Source organism: Algoriphagus formosus (assembly GCF_002807035.1).
Taxonomy (GTDB): Bacteria; Bacteroidota; Bacteroidia; order Cytophagales; family Cyclobacteriaceae; genus Algoriphagus; species Algoriphagus formosus.
On the sequence record NZ_NIUC01000002.1, the window covers coordinates 2,014,956 to 2,034,756 of the forward strand.

Here is a 19,801-nt window from a genome sequence, read left to right on the forward strand (position 1 = left end):
TTTTGACAGAAACCAACCAAAAATATCAACGCAAAGAACTCGAGCTGAAGTCACTGCTGGAGATCACGCAGGCGATCAATGAAAATCAGCCGGAGAGTACACTCACCGAGATTTTCAAGTTTACTTGCTTGATACACCTCAATATCCGCTCCTTGATACTGTACATGCAGACGGAGAAGGGCTTTGAGAAAAAGATCTCGCATGGAGTTAAAGCCAAGGTTCCTCCAATCATTTCCTTGGATCAGATCCATGAAACCAAGTCGGCCGAAAAGCTGGAACTTCACCTGGATGAAGGCTTTTCTTTCGAAGAGCTGGAGACCTATCTTCCCGTCTATCATAAGGATAAAATGCTGGCCATTCTTTTTATCAAGCGAAAACGAATGGATGAAGACCTTGATTTGAACTTTACCCAGGCATTGACCAATATTCTGGTGGTAGCACTGGAGAATAAGCGCTTTGCCCGAAAGCAACTACAGCAAGAGGTCCTCAATCGGGAGGTGGCCATTGCTTCTCAAGTGCAGCAATTGCTTTTTCCCAGGAATCTTCCCGAAGAAGGGGATTTGCAGGCAAAGGTGACTTACATTCCTCACAGTATGGTGGGTGGAGATTATTACGACTTGATTCGTGTGGCAGACGGACTTGACTTTTTTTGTATTGCTGATGTATCGGGAAAAGGGATCGCCGCAGCTTTGCTGATGTCTAATTTTCAGGCATCGCTTCGAACCCTATTGCGAAGTGGAGAGCGCTCGCTTACAACCATAGTCAATCAGTTGAATTTTACTCTTTTTGAAAATACCCATGGAGAGCGCTTCATCACCTTTTTTCTTGGGATGTATGATCGCAATACTCAAACCTTGGACTATGTGAATGCCGGACATAATCCGCCCATTCTCTGTCATGAGCATGCCGGGGAAGTCGAGCTGCTCAATGCGGGGACGACGGTACTTGGAGCCTTTGAGGAGCTGCCATTTATGGAGGCAGGCCAAAGGAAGCTTAAGGGAGATTTTACCCTTCATCTCTACACGGATGGGCTGACAGAGGCCATGGATGAGAGCGAAGAGGAGTTTGGGGAGGATCGTTTGAAGGACTTTGTTTCCGGTCATCTGTGCATGGATCCTAAGGATTTTCATGAGTCTTTTCTTGCCCGTTTTGAGAAATTCCGAGAAAAAGAAGCTTTGCGGGATGATCTGACATTATTTAGTCTGCGCTTTAAAAATGGTCATTCATAAGGTCCCCTCTTCGATACAGGCAGTTTTTCCGAAAAGGGAGTGGAAAATCCCGGCAGAGGGGAAAACAGTTTTTCTGACCTTCGATGATGGACCTGTACCGGGAGCGACGGATTTTGTGCTCAATGAACTGGCAAAGCGAAATCAACAGGCGACTTTTTTTGTGGTGGGAGACAATGTGCGCAAACATGCAGACCTGGCAAGAGCAGTCATCGAAAGTGCACATCAAATCGGCAATCACACTTATCACCATCTGAAAGGATGGAAGACTGATTTGGAAACATATCTAAATGACGTGGATCGCTGTGATCAGATACTAGCGGACAAGTTGGGGCTTGAAACGAAGCTTTTTCGGCCTCCTTATGGTCAACTCCGGCCAAGCCAAGCTAAAGAACTCCTCCAATCCAAAAGAGTCATCATGTGGGATGTGCTTTCTGGGGATTATGATTTTGATTTGAATGATGAACAGGTGATCAAAGGAAGCACCGAAAAAATAGATGCAGGGTCGATTGTGGTTTTTCATGATCAGGAAAAAACCAAAGAGCGCTTGACTCGAGTACTCCCGACTTTTTTGGATTATCTGGTAGATAGGGGTTGGAAGACCGAATTGCTGTGATAGTATTCGCCTGGATATTGGCCTTTCTTTCGATTAGCCCTTTTGTGATTGGGCTTTGGCATTTGAGGTTCCGCTGGAAAAGATTCCCTGCCAAAAGCTCAGGTCAATTCCCGAAAGTCAGTATTCTGGTGGCCGCACGTAATGAGGAGAAAGATCTCCCGAGGTTACTCGCCTCTTTGGATAAGTTGAGCTATCCTGCGGAAAAGCTTGAATTTCTTTTTGCCAATGATCAAAGTGAGGATCAAACCCTGCCAATATTTCATCAATGGGCTGCGGGAAAAGAGAATGTAAAAATCATCACCACAGAAAAGCTGGAACCGGGCCGAAACGGAAAGGCAAAAGCTTTGGCTGAGCTCGGGAAGCTTTGTCAGGGAGAAATTCTGTTTTTCACAGATGCAGACTGCGAAGTTCCTCGGGATTGGATTAAAAGCCTTTTAGCTGCCTACATAGGCAAAACGGGAATGGTTTTGGGCATCACCCAAGTGGCGGGCAGAAGTCTTTTAGGCAGATTTCAAGAACTGGATTGGTGGATGACCTTGGGTTTTGTCAAGGTTGCGGCAGATTGGGGGATTCCTACCACAGGTCTGGGCAATAATATGAGTATTTCCCGAGAGGCTTATTTTGCATCGGGAGGTTTTGAAGGAGTGAGCAAAAGCTTGACTGAGGATTTGGAGATTTCCAGAAAAATCAGGCAAGCCGGCTTTACCATTTCTCATCAAGTAAGTGAAAAAGCACTGGCACGAACCAAGGCAGAGGAAAGCCTTCCCCGGCTTTTGAAACAGCGAAAGCGCTGGATGAGTGGGGTGATGACTTTACCTTGGTATTGGCAATTAGCCTTAGGTTTACAGTTTGCCTTCTATCCTCTGATCACCTATCTGATACTCTCAAATTGGCTTTTTGGCTTGCTTTTTTTTATGCTGAAAGTTCTGCTCCTTTCTTCCTTTATTCAGCATTTCGCGTCTAAAACCGGCCAAAGTCTTAAGAGGTATTTATTATTTCTATTTGATTTTTACTTCCTGCCTCTTACCCTCCTGAGTATTCTTTATTACTTTTGGCCTTCTTCTACCGAGTGGAAATCCCGAAAGTACCGATGAGACTGATTGATACACACGCACATATTTATTCACCAAAGTTTGATTCTGATCGAGAGGCCGTCATGGAAGCGATCCAAGAGGCAGGAGTGGAGCGGATTTATATGCCCAATGTGGATGTGGAGACCATCGATCAGATGTTTCAGATGGAAAAGGATTACCCGGGTCGCTGCATACCCATGATGGGACTGCATCCCTGTGATGTGAAGGAGGATTTTGAAGCGCAGCTTCAGGTGATGAAAGAATGGCTGTGGAAACGACCTTTTGCAGCAGTGGGAGAGATAGGTCTGGATTTGTATTGGGATAAGAGCTTTTTTGAGCAGCAAAAAATTGCTTTGCGCGAGCAAATATCCTGGGCTCAAGAACTCGATCTTCCCATCGTACTTCACTGTAGGGAATCTATGGATGAGACTATAGAGATTATTCGGGAGATGCAGGATGGAAAACTCAGGGGGATCTTCCATTGCTTTACCGGCAACCTGACGCAGGCCATGCAGATTATTGAGATGGACTTTTTGCTGGGGATCGGTGGAGTAGTCACTTACAAGAATGGTGGTTTGGATCAGGTTTTGCCCCATCTGAGCATAGAAAACTTGGTTTTGGAGACGGATGCGCCGTATTTGGCTCCGGTACCCTTTCGGGGAAAGCGAAATACCCCCGCTTATTTGCCGTATATTGCTGAGCGTGTGGGGGATTTGATGCAAATGAGCGCTGTTGAGGTAGCTGAGGCTACGAGTTCAAACGCCTTAAATTTGTTTGAGAAATTTGAAAATGAATTATAAAATAGTTCGCCTGAATACCCGGGCCAAGACCAGTAAGACTTCCTCGGTCTTGATCATCTATACCGGAGGCACTTTGGGAATGGCTTACGATGAAAGTGGAGCCTTGGTACCCTTTAATTTTGGGCAGATTCTTGAGAAGATCCCGATTATTAATAATCTGGATGTGGCCATCACGGTGATATCATTTCCTTCTCCGATAGATTCATCCAATGTTTCTGTTTTGCATTGGAAGGATATGGCCTATATTATTTATGAGAATTACGATAGCTATGATGGTTTTGTGGTGCTGCACGGTACGGATACCATGGCCTACTCTGCATCCATGCTTAGCTACATGCTGAATGGCTTGAATAAGCCGGTGATTTTTACAGGTGCGCAGTTGCCTATTTCAGCACTTCGCTCGGATGCCCGCGAAAACCTAATGAGCAGCTTGGAGATTGCGACAGCCAAAATCGATGAAAAGCCTATCGTTCCAGAGGTTTGTATCTTTTTCAATCACCTACTTCTTCGAGGCAACCGATCCAAAAAGGTGCAGAGTGTTCATTTCGATGCGTTTGAATCTGAAAACTACTCGCCTTTGGCGGAGTCCGGAATTGTGATTGATTACCAATTGGCGGCTATTCGCCCCTACGAACCCAGTAAAAAGCTCAAGTTGCTCAATGAGTTGGATAATCGGGTGATGGTGCTGAAGCTTTTCCCGGGGATCACGGACAAAATCATGGATGCCTGCTTTGCAATCCCGGATTTGCGCGGGGTCGTGCTTGAGACCTATGGATCGGGAAATAGTCCCAGTGAGTCATGGTTTATGAAGTCACTCGAGCGGGCTATCGCCAAGGGTTTGATCATTCTCAATGTGTCTCAATGCAATGGTGGCCGGGTGATTCAGGGACGTTATGAAACCTCCCGAGAACTCCTGAATGTGGGTGTAGTCAGCGGTGCCGATATGACCACAGAAGCGGCTGTGACCAAGTTGATGTTCCTTTTGGGCCAGTCCAAGGATCGAGAAGAAATCCGAAGGAAATTGACCATTCCGATTGCGGGCGAGATGACGACCTGAGAAAGCTTGGGTATTTTCGCAGGAAATTTGGAAAGGGGTCGAATAATTTTTTTCTTTGCACTCCGATTCTGAAAGGGAGTCGTGAAAAATACATACAGAGAGGTGTCCGAGTGGTTGAAGGAGCACGCCTGGAAAGCGTGTATACCCCTAAAGGGTATCGAGGGTTCGAATCCCTTCCTCTCTGCAAAACAAGCCTTTTCGCGACGCGGAAGGGCTTTTTGTTTTTTAGCCGCCAAGCTTGCTTGAGTGGCTAAGGAGCAAAAAGACAAAAACGAACGAAGTGAGTAGGCTTGGTTTGCAACCCGCCTTCATTTAGGGAAAGGCGAAGCCAATCCCTTCCTCTCTGCAAAGCGTTGAAATATTAAAATTTCGACGCTTTTTTTATGCCTTAGAATAAGCAATTATGAATTATGAGGGATGAGAACTCTCCTTCTGAGCGTAGAAGAAATATGGTTAGGACTAGGCGTAATTTGCCTACCCTGTTATCTGGCCTCTTGCTAAAAAGCTTTATAAAAGCTTTTTCTGACGCTCGATCCTACCTTCATATAATAACAAATTTGTAATTTGCTTATGATAGAAGACGATATTAAAATAAACCAATTGCATCCCGATATCCCCTTCTGGGTGTAGTAGAATCATGATTAGGACTAGGTGTAGATTGTATCTACACCTTTATATAAAAACAAATTTGTAATTTCCTTATCTGACAAGTAGATATAAAAATGAACCAATTGCAAATTGGTAAGGATAGAAGGGTGGAATTGCAAATTCCACCCAGCCTCAATCGGAACTTCAAAGCTGCTGAGGAGAATCTACGCCCAGTTGGGGCCAGTAAATGAGATTAATCGGGAGATGTTGCAAACCAGCGTGCAAGGAGGCCAAGCTACAGGTTGGGGATCTGGAGGGTTGGCTGCTGGAGGTAAAGTAGGTTTTACGGGTACATACACACCGATGGGGCTGACGTCTGGTATTGTAGGCGGTCAAGTAAATGTTGGACTTGGACTACCTTTAGGGCCATTGCCGGGGAATGGAGCAGGAGGTTTAAGCAATTCGTTTGTTTTATATGACTTCTTTCAAAAGAAATAATTGAATGAAAAAGAATGTTTTAATCGGGATTTTTGCAATATCTATCCTATCTATTTTGCTTACTATTGGAGTTTTCCAGGAAAAAAAGGCAAGACATAATTTTAATGAATTCAATTCTGCTGTAATAGATTCTCAAATTAAATCAATAAGAATTGCATACAAGGGTACAGGGATGAGGCTAATGGATGGGAGGGAATTCGTTTTTTATCCATTAACAGATAAAGGTTTGAATGAAGGGAAAAAATTTAGCTATACCGCAGAGGAAGGTGATCATGTTTTTAAAGCAGCTTTTTCTGATACTTTATTCTTAATACATGGTGATAAAAAGTTGGCATATACTTTCAAAAGAATGACTGACTAGGGTGAGCTTATAGGATAAGAAATGATATAAGTACAGCGTTATCTTTACAACGGAAAAGAGGCAAACGGCCATTTGGGAGTGAATATTTATGATTACGGGGCACGGCTTTACGATCCAGCTATCGGGAGGTGGTTTGTGGTGGATCCGATGGCGGAGCAGATGCGGCGACATTCCCCATACAACTATGCCTTCAACAATCCGATGCGGTTTATCGATCCGGATGGGATGGCACCCTCTCTGGGAGTAGTAGGAATATGAATAGGACTAGGTGTAGTTCGTAACTAAACCTTTTTATATAAACAAATTTGTAATTTGCTTATGAAACAAGGATTGAAGAAATAAAACCAATTACATCCCGATATCCCATCGGGATGGTAAGGATATGAGGGTGGAATTGCAAATTCCACCCAGTCTAAACTTGTATCTGACCACGCCGAGAAGGGGAATGGAGTTTTTGCGTGGCGTATTCCAGAACTTAGGAATAGATGGAGCTCATTTTGATCTGGCTAGGCCAGGAGCAGAAGCTGATAAGCGTATCCAAGAAACTACCGATGATCTCAAAAAACAGGGGGTTAACTAATGAATAAATTAGCACGAAAAATAGCTTTGTGGTTCATGGGTATTTATACTCTGCTAGCCACTTTTGGATCCATCTTCCTTGTTAGCTGGGGGCATTCTAATTGGTATAAAAAAATCATGGTATTTGCTTTAACCTTTCCTGTAGCTTGGGACAAGTTAATAGCAGATGTGTCATTAATTTTTCTGCCTCTAAATATATTGTTCTGGTCTGCTGTAGTTTATCTTCTTGCGTTCCTCATTATCAAGATAAGGTTACGTTTAAGATAAGGAAAATGACAAGAATTTAATTAAAGCCTTTCAGGGATTCCGGGCTTTTTTGTTTTTAAGCGCCGAGTGAGTTCTGTACCTGGCACTTGAACAGGAATGCGTCCATCAGTGCGAAGATGTGCTCCCTGTCCTCCGCCCCCCCCTAGCTAGGCATAAACAAATATGGTTGGGAATAGGCGGGATTACTCCCAACAGCTGTACGGAATCACCTAGTTTCCCGGGGCAAAATGATACAATTCACTGATCTCTAAAGCCTAAAAATATCCCTCGATTAGGCTTTAATCACCATAATCGATTTCGGTATAGCTTTCTTCCTCCATTCGCTTTTTCTTCTCATCCAGCAAATCCATGGTCACATTGACCTCAAAGGAAATCAGAATAATCAGGGAAGTGATGTATAGCCAAAGCATCAGGGCTATTAGCGTACCGATAGAGCCATACAACTTATTGTAACTGGCAAAATTATTCAGGTAAAAAGTGAATCCATAGAAGGACAGGGTGATTAAGAGTCCTGCAATATTTGCCCCGATGGAGAAAAAGTGCCACTTGTCATGCACGGCCGGAGCAAAGCGGAAAATGAAGGCCGAAGAAAAATAGAAAACCAAGAGTAAAACCAAGAATTTCAGGGAGTTGAAAAGGAAAATCATGAACTCAGAATTGAATACATGAAGCGTTTCTATCCGCTGAATGGCAATACTTCCAAATATCATGGTTGTACTGGCCACAATGATGGTTAGGACCAATATAAATACGATCAATACGGATATACCCCTGCTTTTGAAAAAGCCTCGATTTTCATTCGTCTGGTAAACCGAATTAAAGGAATTCATCATAGAGATTACTCCTTGGCTTGAGGCAAAAAGGGCAAAGAAAAAACCGAAGGAAAGTAAGCTTTGACGGGGTCTGGATACGATATCGGTGATGGTTCCTTCCATCTCTTCGAAAATATCCCCGGGTACAATTTCTGTGATGAATCCCAGAATATTTTCAGTAGTCACCAAGGGAAAAAAGTTTTGAAGGTAGGGGATCAGATTGAGTAAAAACAGGAGCAAAGGGAATAAGGCGACAAAGAAACTAAAAGCCATGGAGCCAGCCCGCTCGGTGATGTCATCCTTTTGTAGCTGATCGATAAAAAGCTTCCCGGTATCGTAGAGGTTTTTGTCAGGATTGCCAAAGTGAACCTTGCGCAACCTCAGAAGTTGCTCATGTGTGAATTTTTCTACTTGCTTGATTCGCTTTTTGACCACAATTGGACTTTACTTAAAAGTAAGGTTTCAATAAATCTAATAAATTCTTTGGGGGTCTGGTAGGTTGATGATTCTCTTTTTTCAAAAAAGCCAGAACTGTCCAGCCTTCTGTGATAAGCTCTCCTTGCTCATTGAGCACTTCATATTCAAAGCGGATTTTTACCCCCGGCATGCTCGGAATTTTGGTGCGGATAGTCAGCTTTTCATCGTATTTGCCTGGTTTGATATATCGGAAATGACTTTCCAAAACCGGCATCATGACCCCTTCTTCCTCCATTTTCCGATAGGAGAAACCGATCTGCCGCATAGCTTCAACTCGCCCCACTTCGAAATACATGGCGTAATTGCCATAGTATACGTAGCTCATTTGATCAGTTTCAGCGTATCGAACGCGGATTTGCGTATCAGCTTGGTACATATTAAAATATTTTTGCCCGATTCAAAGCCGCCTGATAGCGTCTCGCATTAGCATTATGCTGCGACAAGTTAGTCGCAAAGACGTGATAGCCTGAGAAATCTTCTTTGGCGCAGAAATACAGGTAATTATGGTCTTCTGCATTTAGCACCGCATCCAAAGCTGAAATATCCGGAAGATTAATCGGTCCGGGAGGAAGGCCTGCATATTTGTAGGTGTTATATGGGCTGTCGGTTTCCTTGTGAATATTCAGGACGCGTTTGATGGAGAAATCTCCCATGGCAAATACCAGCGTAGGATCTGCTTGTAAAGGCATGCCAAGTCGGAGACGATTGAGATACACGCCTGCTATTCGGTCACGTTCGTCGTTTTTTTGGCTTTCTGCCTGTACGATACTTGCAAGCGTACTTACTTCTTTTTGGGAAAGCCCCAAAGCCTTGGCCTTTTCCTTCCGAGATTCCGTCCAGAAATTTTCATACTCCCGATACATTCGATCAAAAAGAGCCTCCGCGCTTGTATTCCACCATACTTCGTAGGTATTAGGGATAAACATGCTCATGATGGTCTCCTCGTCGAAATCAAACTTACGGATGTAAACCGAGTCCTGTAGCAAGCCGAGAAATTGATCGGATTCGATTTCGAGATTACTGGTGATTTTTTCTGCCAAATCCTCCTTGGTCCGCACATTGTTGAATGTAATGCGGATAGGTGTTTGATCTCCCGAGCGAAGCAGCCTGACCAATTGCAGGTTGGTCATTCGGGGCTTAATACTGTAAAGACCCGGCTTCACCAGCTCCTGATAGTCCAGGACCTTTGCAACAAAACCAAAGCTGACCGCGTCATTGATGATTTTTTGATCGTAGAGCTGATTGGCCACATATTGGTAGTTGGCATTGCTGGGAATGCGAAATGCAATTGGCTGATCATTGTCACTTTCGACCAAGACATTTGGGCTGAAAAAGACCTGATAGAAATAAAAGGTCATGGAAATACCCAACACTGAAAAGGTAATGATCAGGATGAGCAGTAATTTTTTCTTCTTATCGGCTAGCATGGCAGCAAAAATAGGAAAACACTTTATTTATCTCTCTGCTAACAGGCCTTGCTGGAGAAAAGTTGTCCATCCTCATTTCAGAAAATCCAAAAAAGGTATGGTTAGAATAGCTTTCTCCTTGATATTTGGATTTACGTATTAAACGAAATTTGAATCATATGACCATTCCCGTTGCCTGTGCAGTCATTTTAGCTGATCAAAAAGTACTGGCGGTCCGCAGGTCCAAGGATATGCCCTTGGCGGGTTATTGGGAATTTCCGGGAGGCAAGGTGGAGGAGGGTGAAATTCCTGAAAGTTGCATCGTCCGGGAAATTGCGGAAGAATTGGGAATTCGGATTCGAGTCCTAGCCTCTCTTCCGAATAATACCCATGCGATGACTTCCAGAAAATCCATTCTTTTAATCCCCTTTTTGGCAGCAATGGAAGCCGGGGAAATCAAACTTTATGAGCATGATCAGCTTTCTTGGCTGAGCCAAAGTGAACTTTTTGAAGTAAATTGGGCACCTGCAGATATTGCTGTAGTGAAGTATTTGGAGGAAAATTGGGATGATTTACTAGTTCAATTTTCCAAGTGAGTTGGGCAGCTTAAAGATTGATTGACCAACTAAGACTAAGAATTATGTCAGCTGAATTTATCAAACTATACGAAGAGAATCCCGATCCCAAGCGGATACGCCATATTGTGGATATTTTACGGGATGGGGGAGTGGTCATTTATCCCACGGATACAGTCTACGGGATCGGCTGCGATATCACCAATCAGCGAGCAGTAGAGCGCATTGCCAAAATCAAGGGTATCAATCCCAAAAAGCATAATTTTTCCTTTATCTGTGCAGATTTGAGCGATATAGCCCAATACACGCGGGTCATTCACAAGCCTGTGTTCAAAATGATGAAAAAAGCTTTTCCCGGGCCTTTTACTTTTATTTTGGAAGCCAGTTCGCAGGTGCCCAAAATCATGCAGATGAATAAGAAGACTGTCGGGATCCGGGTTCCTGATCATAACGTCCCCCGAATGCTGGTGCAGGAATTGGGACAGCCTATACTCACCACTTCCATCCACGATGAGGATGAAGTGATTGAATACAGCACGGACCCGGAATTGATTTTTGAAAAATATCAGCATCTGGTGGATGTGGTCATCGACGGGGGATACGGTCAGAATGTGGGTTCTACCATTTTGGACTGTACTGGTGAGGAGGTTGAAGTCATCCGGGAAGGTTTGGGTTTGGTGGAGGAGATTCTTTGATGAAGACAGTTTTTGCAGATTTGCATTACTTTCCCAATCTGGAGTATTTCTGTGCGATTCTGGACTCGGATAAGCTCGTTTTGGATCCACAGTCCATCTATCAGCGCAAGTCCTTTTTCAACCGCACCCAAATCCGATTGGCCAATAAAGTGGAGACGCTTTCAGTCCCGATCGTTGGACGAAGACCTCGGATTCCGCTTGGTGAGATCGAGATTGACTACCGTCAAAAATGGCAAAAAGTACATCTTCGTGGGATTCAAAGTGCCTACGGAAAGACTCCGTTTTTCGAATTTATTTTCCCCTATTTCGAGGCACTTTTTGAGCAGGAATACAAGCTTCTTTGGGATCTGAACCTTCAGGTGCTGACAATCTGTCTGAAAATCATGCAATGGCCTGTCAATTTGGAAATTGCTTCGGAGTCAGCCGATAAGCAGGGATTTACCGACATAAGAGGGCTTCTGATGCCGGGATCGCATTTTTCGCAGCGGGATATTTATCAGCCGGTGGCCTATGTTCAGAATTTTGGCTTAGACTTTGAACCCAACCTGTCCATCTTGGATTTGTTATTCGCTGAAGGACCTCAAGCCAAATCGATCTTGCAGGCATCTTCAAAAAAACATTGAACATTCGTTAAATTGATTGTGTTTTTAAAACAAATTCGGTAACATACGTACAGTTTAACTATCTATTCAGAAAGGAAATAAATGGAAGCAAAATTTTCGAACAGAGTCAAGGAGGTAATTTCCCTTAGTCGAGAGGAAGCGCTCCGCTTGGGGCACGACTATATCGGCACGGAGCACCTTCTGTTGGGTATGATTCGTGAAGGAGAAGGGGTAGCTGTTTCCATTCTTAAGAAACTTGGAGTTCCAATGGATGAACTTCGGGCTTCTATTGAGCGGGCAGTTCGTGGTACTGCCAACCACAATGTGAAAAATATGGCCAATATTCCGCTGACTCGTCAGTCGGAAAAGGTGTTGAAAATCACTTATTTGGAGGCGAAAATTTTCAAAAGTCAATTGATCGGAACGGAGCATTTACTTCTATCCATCTTGCGTGACGAAGAAAATATTGCCACTCAGATTCTCAATAAATTTGATGTAAACTATGACTCGGTGAAAGAAATGCTGGAAATGCAATCTGATTCGGGTGCTAGTCCGAGAGCAAGAGCTGAAGCGGATGACGCGGATGATGATGGCTCCAAACTATTTGGTTCACCAGGTGGAGGTTCAGGTACTTCCAAATCAGGTTCTGAAAAGTCCAGGACTCCGGTTTTGGATAACTTCGGAAGAGACCTGACCAAGATGGCTGAAGACGACAAATTGGATCCAATCATCGGTCGGGAAAAAGAGATTGAGCGAGTGGCTCAGATACTTTCACGAAGAAAGAAAAACAACCCAATCCTTATTGGAGAACCAGGTGTCGGTAAGACTGCCATCGCAGAAGGTTTGGCACTTCGAATCGTACAGAAAAAAGTATCTCGTGTCTTGTTTAACAAACGCGTGGTCACTTTGGATCTAGCATCCTTGGTAGCAGGGACCAAATATCGAGGTCAGTTTGAGGAGCGAATGAAGGCTGTGATGAATGAGTTGGAGAAATCTCCAAATGTCATTCTTTTCATAGATGAGCTACACACCATTGTCGGTGCTGGTGGCGCTTCAGGGTCATTGGACGCTTCGAATATGTTTAAGCCGGCCTTGGCCCGAGGAGAAATCCAATGTATCGGTGCCACCACTTTGGATGAGTACAGACAGTACATCGAAAAAGATGGAGCTTTGGCAAGAAGATTCCAGATGGTCATGGTGGATGCTACATCCCCTGAGGAGACCATTCAGATTCTCAATAATATCAAGGATAAGTACGAGGATCACCACAATGTAAACTATACCGAAGCGGCTATTGACGCTTGCGTCAAGCTATCGGATCGATACATCTCGGATAGATTCCTCCCTGATAAAGCAATTGACATTTTGGACGAAGCGGGAGCGAGAGTCCATATCAATAATATTCATGTACCGGAAGATATCCTCAAGCTAGAAGCTGAAGTAGAGGAAATCAAAACCGAGAAAAACCGGGTTGTAAAATCTCAGAAGTATGAGGAAGCTGCACAGCTTCGAGATAAGGAGAAAAAACTTCTTGAGCAGCTAGAGCAAGCCAAAAACCGCTGGGAAGAAGAAAGCAAAACGAAGCGTTTCACAGTCGATGAAGAAAATGTCGCTGAGGTAATCGCTATGATGACTGGCATTCCTACCAAGCGAATCGCTCAGAATGAAGGAGCAAAACTTCTGAATATGAATGAGGAGCTTTCTGGAAAAGTGATTGGTCAGGAAGAAGCGATTAAAAAGCTAACCAAGGCAATACAGCGAACAAGAGTTGGACTGAAGGATCCTAAAAAGCCTATCGGTTCATTTATTTTCCTAGGACCAACTGGTGTCGGTAAGACAGAGCTTGCCAAAATGCTGGCCACTTACCTATTCGATAAAGAGGATTCCTTGATCCGAATCGATATGTCTGAATACATGGAGAAATTCTCCGTCTCCAGACTTGTCGGAGCGCCTCCGGGATATGTAGGTTACGAAGAAGGTGGACAGTTGACAGAGAAAGTTAGAAGAAAGCCATACTCAGTAGTCCTATTGGATGAGATTGAAAAAGCTCACCCTGATGTGTTCAATATCCTTCTCCAGGTTTTGGATGATGGGATTTTGACAGATGGACTCGGAAGAAGAGTTGATTTCCGAAATACCATTATCATCATGACATCAAATATTGGAGTTCGTGATCTGAAAGATTTCGGTGCAGGAATTGGCTTTGCAAGTAAGGCTAAGCAGGACAATATGGACGATATCATGAAGTCCACCATTCAGTCTGCTTTGAAGAAGGCCTTCAGCCCTGAGTTTCTCAATCGTCTGGATGATGTCGTGGTATTTAACTCACTCACGAAAGAGCATATCTTCAAAATCATTGATATCTCATTGGCCAAGCTTTTCCACAGAATCACGGACTTGGGCTATAAGATTGAATTGACTGAGAAAGCCAAGGATTTCTTATCAGAAAAAGGCTACGATCAGCAATATGGTGCAAGACCGCTCAATCGAGCGATTCAAAAGTACCTAGAAGATGCTGTTGCCGAGGAAATCCTCAAAGGTGATCTTTCTGAAGGTGATGTAATCACTGCCGATCATGATGGAAAAGCTTCCGAGTTGACCATCACAGTCAAAAAGAAGAAAGAGAAAGCTGAAGAATAAGAATTAAAAATTCAGATAAATACAAAATCCCGAGATCAGAAGTCTCGGGATTTTTTTTTGACTATCTCGAAAAGAATAATCGGGTGACGAATATTCCCTGACCGTCTTCGGCACCGGCATCACTTTCTACTCCCGAGGTGACATACGTTAAGTTCCAACCTTCCATCAGCATGCTGTTAATTTTTGATGCGATTACCGCATCATTCGAAGCGATATTTTGGAAGTTGATTCCGGTGGCACTGAAGAAGTTCAAAAGTTTGGTTTCTTCGAGTTCATCTACTTTGATCTTGCCCCGCTCAATTTCGTTTTGATTGCTTTTCTTTCCGTCAGTTCTTTCGGTAGTGAAGTTGGAGGCGTCTACCTTCGTCTGACTGTCGATGATTCGAGAGCGACCAATACCCATAGGGACGATGGATTCGACTACCGTGACTACTTTAAATTCTGTTGGTTTTTGACCGGTGGTGCTCATCTGCTGAGCATAGGTGGCCTGAAATACAAGGGCCAAAAAGAGTGCTGAAAGGATTTTGATTTTCTTCATTTTAGCTGATGATTAGAATATTTTTCTAATCAACGCATTTTTTTACTTTCTGGGTGATTTTTTTTAAAGAGATAGAATGAAAAATAACAAAGCTACTCCAAGCACCAGGGTCATTACTTTTGCTTTTTCCATGTCTTCCTTTTTTACTTTCCGCTTTCTCATCACCATGATGGCAAGGCTCAATCCGAAAAATTGAAGTAACATCGCAACTCCATTTAAAGGGCCCATCGGAGCATCTACCAGTTTAAATTGGGTATTGAAAATCGACAAGGTGGCTAAGATTATTCCTACGATACCGAATAAAAATGATCGTTGTAGTAGTACGCCTTCCGGCAGGTCAGTCCATTTCATGTGTCTATATTTGATTTTTAAAGGTCAGATAGCTTGTCCCGAACTTAATTCGGGAGAATCTTCGCATTGATAGCCCGATTCATAGGGGCATCCCTCTGCATGTCGCTTGGGGTCATGCCTGTTTGCTCCAGGCAAGTTTGATTTTAGAATGGTGAGTGAATTTTGTTGAAGATAAGGATTCTTCTCAGGTGAGTTGAAATCTATTTCTGGATTAGTTCTTTTTTTCTTTTGGAGAAATAGTTTTCAATTTCTTGTAGGCTTAGGGCATTTAGGGTCATTTCTTTAGTTAGCCCTCCTTTTCGTCCAACTAAGACTCCGTATTTCATGTCCCCGTAGCCATCCATTTCGTGTGCGTCGGGATTAATGGATAGCATCACTCCTTGGTCCATGGCATAGCGCACCCATCTCCAGTCCAGGTCCAAACGCCAAGGATTGGCATTGATTTCTATGGCTACCTGATGCTTTGCACAGGCATCGATGATGGTTTTGTGATCGATAGGATATCCTTCCCGTCTGAGAAGTAATCTTCCGGTGGGATGTCCAAGGATGGTGGTGTAAGGATTTTCAATTGCAGCAAGTAGTCGACTTGTAGCACGCTTGATGTCCATGTTTAGGATAGAGTGGATGGAAGATACAATGAAGTCGAAACTTCCCAAGACCTCATCCGGGTAGTCCAGACTCCCGTCTCCGAGGATATCCGATTCTATTCCTTTGAAGATTTTAAAAGGCGCCAACTCCTTATTTAACAGGTCAATTTCTTCCTGCTGTTTTTGGACTTTTTCGATCTCCAAGCCCCCTGCGTAGCTAGCTGTACGTGAGTGGTCAGAAATTCCCAAATATTCATATCCCAACTCCTTACAATACTCTGCCATCTGTCTCAGACTATGCTTCCCGTCGCTGTAAGTCGAGTGATTGTGAAGGATTCCCTTTAGGTCCTTCTCTTCCAGTAGATCGGGAAGCTTTTCTTCCAATGCCAGCTGAACCTCTCCGTAGCCTTCCCGCATTTCTACAGGGATGTACTGAAGTTTGTGTTGGGAGAAAAATTCCGAATCGTTTTTGAATCCATTCGCCCTCAGCGCATCTCCAATGGATAGATTTTCAGAGATTTTGCTTTGAAGATGAAGTGGGCTGGCGCAAAGTGCATACTGCTTCACCGGGAAATCATTCAGGCTGCAAAGGTGGATGGTGAATTTCAGATCTACGGATTTCACTTTTCCTCTAATCGAAAATGGTCCCGATTGGGACGCGTCCATTTCAAAATCCTCCAGATCCTCAATTTTCTTTTTGATAGACGAAATGTTCCCTGCGCCAATCAGCCATTCTGCCTGAGAAATGATCTCCATTTTGCGGGCATATTCTCCAACCAAGGAAACTTTAGATTCTTTTAGTTCATTTTCAAGTTTTTCTGTAAGACTCTCCAATACCTCCTCAATATCTGCATAAAGCCATTTACCGGCATTGGAGGCTTTGAATTCTAGGTTTTGAATGATCGTGTCTTGTGTTTTTTCACCGAAACCTTTGATTTTAGCCACCTTTCCACTTTGACAGGCTTCCATCAATTCATGAGTGGAGGTAATTCCCAGTTCTTCCCAAAGAGTTTTTACTTTTTTTGGTCCCAGTCCTTTGATTTGTAGGATTTCCAGGATGCCTTGTGGAGTTTTTTCCAGGAGTTGATCAAGCTGGGGAAAGCTTTCACTTTCCTTCAGGCTTTTGATAGCTTCGAGAATGCTTTTTCCTACTCCGGGTACTTTGGACAATTCATCCTCACTCAGCTCCATGATATCCGCATCGCCTCGCTCCAGCGAATTGAGAGCGGACTGGTAGCTACGGATTTTGAAGGTGTTTTCATCGTGCAGCTCCATGAGCTGAATGGTAAGCTTGATTTTTTTGAGGATGGTCTTGTGGTCCAAAACGAATAAAATTTGGTTGCAGAATGATGACAAATGTCTTCATTATTTGTTTTAAAATAAAGTCTGATCATTTATCTTATAAGAACCGTTAATTAATCTGATGTGGTTTCTTTCTGAAAGAAAATATTAGAAAATTGAGCTATGAATTATTGGATGGTCAAAAGTGAACCCAATTCCTACTCTTGGGATGATTTTGAAAAGCAGCAAGAGGATATTTGGGATGGTGTTCGTAATTATCAAGCAAGGAATTATCTCCGTGAAATGGGGCAGGGAGACTTGGTTTTATTTTATCACTCTGGAAAAGAAAAGGCGGTGGTTGGAATCGCTAAGGTCAGTTCATCCCCATTACCTGACCCAAAAGATGAGGCTTGGACGGCGATTATGCTCTCTGTGCATCAAAAGCTCACAAATCCCGTAACCTTAGCTCAGATAAAGGCTGAAGATCGTCTGGCAGATTTACCCATGCTAAAGCAGTCTAGACTTTCGGTGCTACCGGTGGGTAAAGATGAGTTTGAATTAATCCTAAAAATGGCCCAATGAGATTTATTCTAGTTTTTTTGATTTCCTTTTTCATGACCTTACCGGGATTCAGTCAGGTAGAATTTGTTTCTAGGTTTGAGGTCGAGTCCGAGTATTTTGATCCGCTTTTTGAGATGGTGAGGACGGACGATGGCATGATAGCATTCCGTACCATTGCCAAGCGGGCATTTTCTGGTGACCGGGTTTTTCAATACATGCTTTTTGATAGGGAATTGAATACCGAGTCAGGATTGATAGAGCTTCCTGTTCAGCCGAGTTATGACATGATTGGCTACGATCTTGATGGAGCTTTTCTATACATTTTGTTTCAAAAGGGGACAGGAATTACCGGTGATAAATATGTACGCAAGATCGATTTGGTAAGTCAACAGGGATTCGACTATGATCTGGATAATTTGCTCGATTTGGAGCTAAGGGAGTTTTTGGTTCAGAATGATCGGGCGATTTTTATGGGTGTAGCAAATATGCGGCCTGCTGTCCAAGTCTACAGTCTTATCGATAAAAGTGTACATACGGTACAAGGGGTATATGGAAATGACACCCAAATCCTACAAATCCGAAAAATGCCTGAGGTTGAAGCTTTTGAGGTGGTCATTAGCCGAGAGGGACCCTATCGCAGTACAGAGGTGATTTTGAATACGTATGATTTGCTAGGAAATCTCCTTCGGGAAGTAAAGGTGGATAAGTTTGGAGAGGAAAGCCAGGAAATCATCGAGGCAGTAGTGGTGGAGGATGGTCCATACCGAAAGGAAATGTATGGTTCTTTTGGCTTGGCAAGAAGGGATTCCTACTTGGGAATGTACCGATTGGATATCAATGAGTTTGGGGAGTACGAGAGCAGACTTTATACCTTGGAAGATTTTCCTAATTTCTTCAATTATTTGGATGAAAAGTCAAAATCGAGAAAAGACGCTGATGTGCTGAAGCAGGTAGACCGAGATAAGATACCGAGTATCCGCAATGTTTACACGATTCGCGACGTGCGAAAAGATCAGGATGGTACCTACCTGTTTTTTGATCATTACAATGTTATTAATTCTCGAGGAGCACCGCTTTCTGCGCCGAACTCTTACCGAAGTAATGATTGGAGTCGAATGACTAACAGTTCGGACTTTTTGGATCCAATTTATGTCAGATCCTTGGGACGGGGCAGACAGGCCGTTTATTCAGAGTTGAGTTACATCTCGGCTCATTTTGTCAAGTTAGGAGAAGATGGAAGAGTAATTTGGGATAATTCCGCTACCTATGATGATCTCTTGACAGACTATATTCTTCCCTTCGGTGAGATAGCTGTGGTCGGTGATGAATTCTACCATGCCTATGTAAGAGACGACAAGATTAGGCTTTCTTATTTCAAGGATGGAGAAAAAATCTTCGATAATTTGGATTTTGAACTAGAGCTACTCAATGAAAATGAGCGAATAGCAGAGACTAACATGGAGAGCCTTCAGCTTGTCCATTGGTATGACCGATACTTTTTGCTTACGGGAACGCAGCGTATCCGATTTCAGAGAGAAAATGGACAAGCAAGTAGCAAAGAGGTGTTTTTCTTTTCAAAAGTGCTCGTAGCAGGTGATCTCTTCGAGCCGGAGGATCCTCGTTAGTCATATTTCTTTTTATATTTACGGCAAATCCAACCCATGCAAAAAAGGCTAGTTTTAAATCAGCAGCAGATTCAGATTGTCCTCAAGCGATTCTGCCATCAGCTGATCGAAAATCACGACAATTTTGAAAATACTGTGCTATTGGGGCTTCAGCCAAGAGGGATAGTACTTCTTGATCGCATAGTCAAAGAACTTGAGATCGTCTCTGGCGAAAAAGTGCCAGCCGGATACTTGGATGCCACTTTTCATCGGGATGATTTTCGAAGGAGAGATTTTCCTTTGAAGGCAAATGAAACAAAAATCAATTTTTTGGTCGAGGGAAAGAAAGTGATTCTCGTAGATGATGTACTCTACAAAGGTCGCTCTGTTCGTGCCGCGATGGATGCGATGATTGCCTTTGGTCGTCCTCAAAAAGTCGAATTGATGGTCTTGGTCGATCGAAAGCTTACCCGCGACTATCCCATCATGCCGGATTATTTTGGGATCCGTGTGAATACCTTGGATTCTCAATATGTAGTCGTAGAATGGGCCTCCCAAGGACAGCCTGAAGATGCCGTTTGGATCACCGAAAAAGAAAAGAAATAAC

21 protein-coding genes, 1 tRNA gene and 1 pseudogene are annotated in these 19,801 nt (G+C 43.4%); 17 read left to right on the top strand and 6 right to left on the bottom strand.

What is annotated here, in order from left to right:
• Nucleotides 1-2 precede the first annotated feature (2 nt).
• From CDH51_RS14995 to CDH51_RS15040, 10 genes and pseudogenes are all read left to right on the top strand, one after another.
• The gene (locus CDH51_RS14995; protein WP_394335571.1) at nucleotides 3-1,229 is read left to right on the top strand and encodes a PP2C family protein-serine/threonine phosphatase; all 1,227 of its coding nucleotides are present in this window, start codon (nucleotides 3-5) and stop codon (nucleotides 1,227-1,229) included.
• A complete protein-coding gene (locus CDH51_RS15000) occupies nucleotides 1,216-1,842 on the top strand; it encodes a polysaccharide deacetylase family protein (RefSeq protein ID WP_100629287.1) in 627 nt (208 codons plus the stop codon). The genes CDH51_RS14995 and CDH51_RS15000 overlap by 14 nt, the downstream gene beginning before the upstream one ends.
• Complete coding sequence (locus CDH51_RS15005) at nucleotides 1,839-2,936, top strand: glycosyltransferase (protein ID WP_157807127.1); 1,098 nt, start codon at nucleotides 1,839-1,841, stop codon at nucleotides 2,934-2,936. Before CDH51_RS15000 ends, CDH51_RS15005 begins: the two co-directional genes overlap by 4 nt.
• On the top strand, nucleotides 2,933-3,715 hold the full coding sequence (locus CDH51_RS15010; protein ID WP_100629289.1) for a TatD family hydrolase: 783 nt from the start codon (nucleotides 2,933-2,935) through the stop codon (nucleotides 3,713-3,715). The genes CDH51_RS15005 and CDH51_RS15010 overlap by 4 nt, the downstream gene beginning before the upstream one ends.
• A complete protein-coding gene (locus tag CDH51_RS15015) occupies nucleotides 3,705-4,772 on the top strand; it encodes an asparaginase (protein WP_100629290.1) in 1,068 nt (355 codons plus the stop codon). The genes CDH51_RS15010 and CDH51_RS15015 overlap by 11 nt, the downstream gene beginning before the upstream one ends.
• 96 nt (nucleotides 4,773-4,868) lie before the next feature.
• Nucleotides 4,869-4,956, top strand: a tRNA-Ser gene (locus CDH51_RS15020).
• A gap of 668 nt (nucleotides 4,957-5,624) precedes the next feature.
• Nucleotides 5,625-5,858 (top strand): hypothetical protein, encoded by a 234-nt coding sequence (locus CDH51_RS15025; protein WP_100629291.1) that lies wholly within the window; start codon nucleotides 5,625-5,627, stop codon nucleotides 5,856-5,858.
• 4 nt (nucleotides 5,859-5,862) lie between these two features.
• On the top strand, nucleotides 5,863-6,219 hold the full coding sequence (locus CDH51_RS15030; RefSeq protein WP_100629292.1) for a hypothetical protein: 357 nt from the start codon (nucleotides 5,863-5,865) through the stop codon (nucleotides 6,217-6,219).
• A 45-nt stretch (nucleotides 6,220-6,264) separates the two neighbouring features.
• A pseudogene (locus CDH51_RS15035) lies at nucleotides 6,265-6,477 on the top strand (RHS repeat domain-containing protein); the annotation flags it as partial.
• A 160-nt stretch (nucleotides 6,478-6,637) separates the two neighbouring features.
• A complete protein-coding gene (locus CDH51_RS15040) occupies nucleotides 6,638-6,799 on the top strand; it encodes a hypothetical protein (protein WP_157807128.1) in 162 nt (53 codons plus the stop codon).
• Between the two features lie 544 nt (nucleotides 6,800-7,343).
• On the opposite strand, the gene CDH51_RS15055 is transcribed toward CDH51_RS15040, so the two are convergent.
• Genes CDH51_RS15055 through mltG form a run of 3 tightly spaced genes read right to left on the bottom strand, consistent with a single transcriptional unit; the run spans nucleotide 7,344 to nucleotide 9,781 of the window.
• Nucleotides 7,344-8,312, bottom strand: coding sequence for a YihY/virulence factor BrkB family protein (locus CDH51_RS15055; RefSeq protein ID WP_100629296.1), 969 nt, complete (start codon nucleotides 8,310-8,312; stop codon nucleotides 7,344-7,346).
• Nucleotides 8,313-8,325: 13 nt separating this feature from the next.
• Nucleotides 8,326-8,730: an acyl-CoA thioesterase gene (locus CDH51_RS15060; RefSeq protein ID WP_024283487.1), complete on the bottom strand. Its 405-nt coding sequence runs from the start codon at nucleotides 8,728-8,730 to the stop codon at nucleotides 8,326-8,328.
• 1 nt (nucleotide 8,731) lies between these two features.
• The gene (gene mltG, locus CDH51_RS15065; protein WP_100629297.1) at nucleotides 8,732-9,781 is read right to left on the bottom strand and encodes an endolytic transglycosylase MltG; all 1,050 of its coding nucleotides are present in this window, start codon (nucleotides 9,779-9,781) and stop codon (nucleotides 8,732-8,734) included.
• A 158-nt stretch (nucleotides 9,782-9,939) separates the two neighbouring features.
• Between mltG and CDH51_RS15070 the strand changes: the two genes are divergently transcribed.
• The 4 genes from CDH51_RS15070 to CDH51_RS15085 all read left to right on the top strand — a co-directional run bounded on the left by CDH51_RS15070 (nucleotide 9,940) and on the right by CDH51_RS15085 (nucleotide 14,272).
• A complete protein-coding gene (locus CDH51_RS15070) occupies nucleotides 9,940-10,356 on the top strand; it encodes a (deoxy)nucleoside triphosphate pyrophosphohydrolase (RefSeq protein ID WP_100629298.1) in 417 nt (138 codons plus the stop codon).
• Between the two features lie 44 nt (nucleotides 10,357-10,400).
• On the top strand, nucleotides 10,401-11,030 hold the full coding sequence (locus CDH51_RS15075) for an L-threonylcarbamoyladenylate synthase (RefSeq protein WP_100629299.1): 630 nt from the start codon (nucleotides 10,401-10,403) through the stop codon (nucleotides 11,028-11,030).
• A complete protein-coding gene (locus tag CDH51_RS15080) occupies nucleotides 11,030-11,653 on the top strand; it encodes a WbqC family protein (protein ID WP_100629300.1) in 624 nt (207 codons plus the stop codon). The genes CDH51_RS15075 and CDH51_RS15080 overlap by 1 nt, the downstream gene beginning before the upstream one ends.
• 81 nt (nucleotides 11,654-11,734) lie before the next feature.
• Entirely contained in the window at nucleotides 11,735-14,272 is a 2,538-nt protein-coding gene (locus CDH51_RS15085; RefSeq protein WP_100629301.1) for an ATP-dependent Clp protease ATP-binding subunit, read from the top strand.
• Nucleotides 14,273-14,333: 61 nt separating this feature from the next.
• Here the strand turns inward: CDH51_RS15085 and CDH51_RS15090 are convergent, their stop codons facing one another.
• The 3 genes from CDH51_RS15090 to CDH51_RS15100 form a co-directional block, all read right to left on the bottom strand.
• The gene (locus tag CDH51_RS15090; RefSeq protein ID WP_100629302.1) at nucleotides 14,334-14,810 is read right to left on the bottom strand and encodes a hypothetical protein; all 477 of its coding nucleotides are present in this window, start codon (nucleotides 14,808-14,810) and stop codon (nucleotides 14,334-14,336) included.
• A 63-nt stretch (nucleotides 14,811-14,873) separates the two neighbouring features.
• Nucleotides 14,874-15,161 (bottom strand): hypothetical protein, encoded by a 288-nt coding sequence (locus CDH51_RS15095; RefSeq protein WP_024283480.1) that lies wholly within the window; start codon nucleotides 15,159-15,161, stop codon nucleotides 14,874-14,876.
• A 200-nt stretch (nucleotides 15,162-15,361) separates the two neighbouring features.
• Entirely contained in the window at nucleotides 15,362-17,023 is a 1,662-nt protein-coding gene (locus CDH51_RS15100) for a DNA polymerase/3'-5' exonuclease PolX (RefSeq protein ID WP_232724837.1), read from the bottom strand.
• Nucleotides 17,024-17,212: 189 nt separating this feature from the next.
• Here CDH51_RS15100 and CDH51_RS15105 point away from each other — a divergent pair, with 189 nt between their 5' ends.
• From CDH51_RS15105 to pyrR, 3 genes are read left to right on the top strand one after another with little or no spacing between them, the layout of a single operon-like run.
• Nucleotides 17,213-17,611, top strand: a complete 399-nt coding sequence (locus tag CDH51_RS15105; RefSeq protein ID WP_100629304.1) for an EVE domain-containing protein — start codon at nucleotides 17,213-17,215, stop codon at nucleotides 17,609-17,611.
• Nucleotides 17,608-19,215, top strand: coding sequence for a hypothetical protein (locus CDH51_RS15110; RefSeq protein WP_100629305.1), 1,608 nt, complete (start codon nucleotides 17,608-17,610; stop codon nucleotides 19,213-19,215). The genes CDH51_RS15105 and CDH51_RS15110 overlap by 4 nt, the downstream gene beginning before the upstream one ends.
• 36 nt (nucleotides 19,216-19,251) lie before the next feature.
• Nucleotides 19,252-19,800 (top strand): bifunctional pyr operon transcriptional regulator/uracil phosphoribosyltransferase PyrR, encoded by a 549-nt coding sequence (gene pyrR, locus CDH51_RS15115; protein ID WP_100629306.1) that lies wholly within the window; start codon nucleotides 19,252-19,254, stop codon nucleotides 19,798-19,800.
• Nucleotide 19,801: the final 1 nt, after the last annotated feature.

Excerpts from the sequence above, each read along its gene's own strand:
- CDH51_RS15000 (WP_100629287.1), top strand. The coding sequence starts at position 1,216 with ATGGTCATTCATAAGGTCCCCTCTTCGATACAGGCAGTTTTTCCGAAA.
- CDH51_RS15010 (WP_100629289.1), top strand. The coding sequence starts at position 2,933 with ATGAGACTGATTGATACACACGCACATATTTATTCACCAAAGTTTGAT.
- CDH51_RS15015 (WP_100629290.1), top strand. The coding sequence starts at position 3,705 with ATGAATTATAAAATAGTTCGCCTGAATACCCGGGCCAAGACCAGTAAG.
- CDH51_RS15025 (WP_100629291.1), top strand. The coding sequence starts at position 5,625 with ATGTTGCAAACCAGCGTGCAAGGAGGCCAAGCTACAGGTTGGGGATCT.
- CDH51_RS15030 (WP_100629292.1), top strand. The coding sequence starts at position 5,863 with ATGAAAAAGAATGTTTTAATCGGGATTTTTGCAATATCTATCCTATCT.
- CDH51_RS15060 (WP_024283487.1), bottom strand. The coding sequence starts at position 8,730 with ATGTACCAAGCTGATACGCAAATCCGCGTTCGATACGCTGAAACTGAT.
- mltG (WP_100629297.1), bottom strand. The coding sequence starts at position 9,781 with ATGCTAGCCGATAAGAAGAAAAAATTACTGCTCATCCTGATCATTACC.
- CDH51_RS15070 (WP_100629298.1), top strand. The coding sequence starts at position 9,940 with ATGACCATTCCCGTTGCCTGTGCAGTCATTTTAGCTGATCAAAAAGTA.
- CDH51_RS15075 (WP_100629299.1), top strand. The coding sequence starts at position 10,401 with ATGTCAGCTGAATTTATCAAACTATACGAAGAGAATCCCGATCCCAAG.
- CDH51_RS15080 (WP_100629300.1), top strand. The coding sequence starts at position 11,030 with ATGAAGACAGTTTTTGCAGATTTGCATTACTTTCCCAATCTGGAGTAT.
- CDH51_RS15085 (WP_100629301.1), top strand. The coding sequence starts at position 11,735 with ATGGAAGCAAAATTTTCGAACAGAGTCAAGGAGGTAATTTCCCTTAGT.
- CDH51_RS15090 (WP_100629302.1), bottom strand. The coding sequence starts at position 14,810 with ATGAAGAAAATCAAAATCCTTTCAGCACTCTTTTTGGCCCTTGTATTT.
- CDH51_RS15095 (WP_024283480.1), bottom strand. The coding sequence starts at position 15,161 with ATGAAATGGACTGACCTGCCGGAAGGCGTACTACTACAACGATCATTT.
- CDH51_RS15100 (WP_232724837.1), bottom strand. The coding sequence starts at position 17,023 with ATGGAGCTGCACGATGAAAACACCTTCAAAATCCGTAGCTACCAGTCC.
- CDH51_RS15105 (WP_100629304.1), top strand. The coding sequence starts at position 17,213 with ATGAATTATTGGATGGTCAAAAGTGAACCCAATTCCTACTCTTGGGAT.
- CDH51_RS15110 (WP_100629305.1), top strand. The coding sequence starts at position 17,608 with ATGAGATTTATTCTAGTTTTTTTGATTTCCTTTTTCATGACCTTACCG.
- pyrR (WP_100629306.1), top strand. The coding sequence starts at position 19,252 with ATGCAAAAAAGGCTAGTTTTAAATCAGCAGCAGATTCAGATTGTCCTC.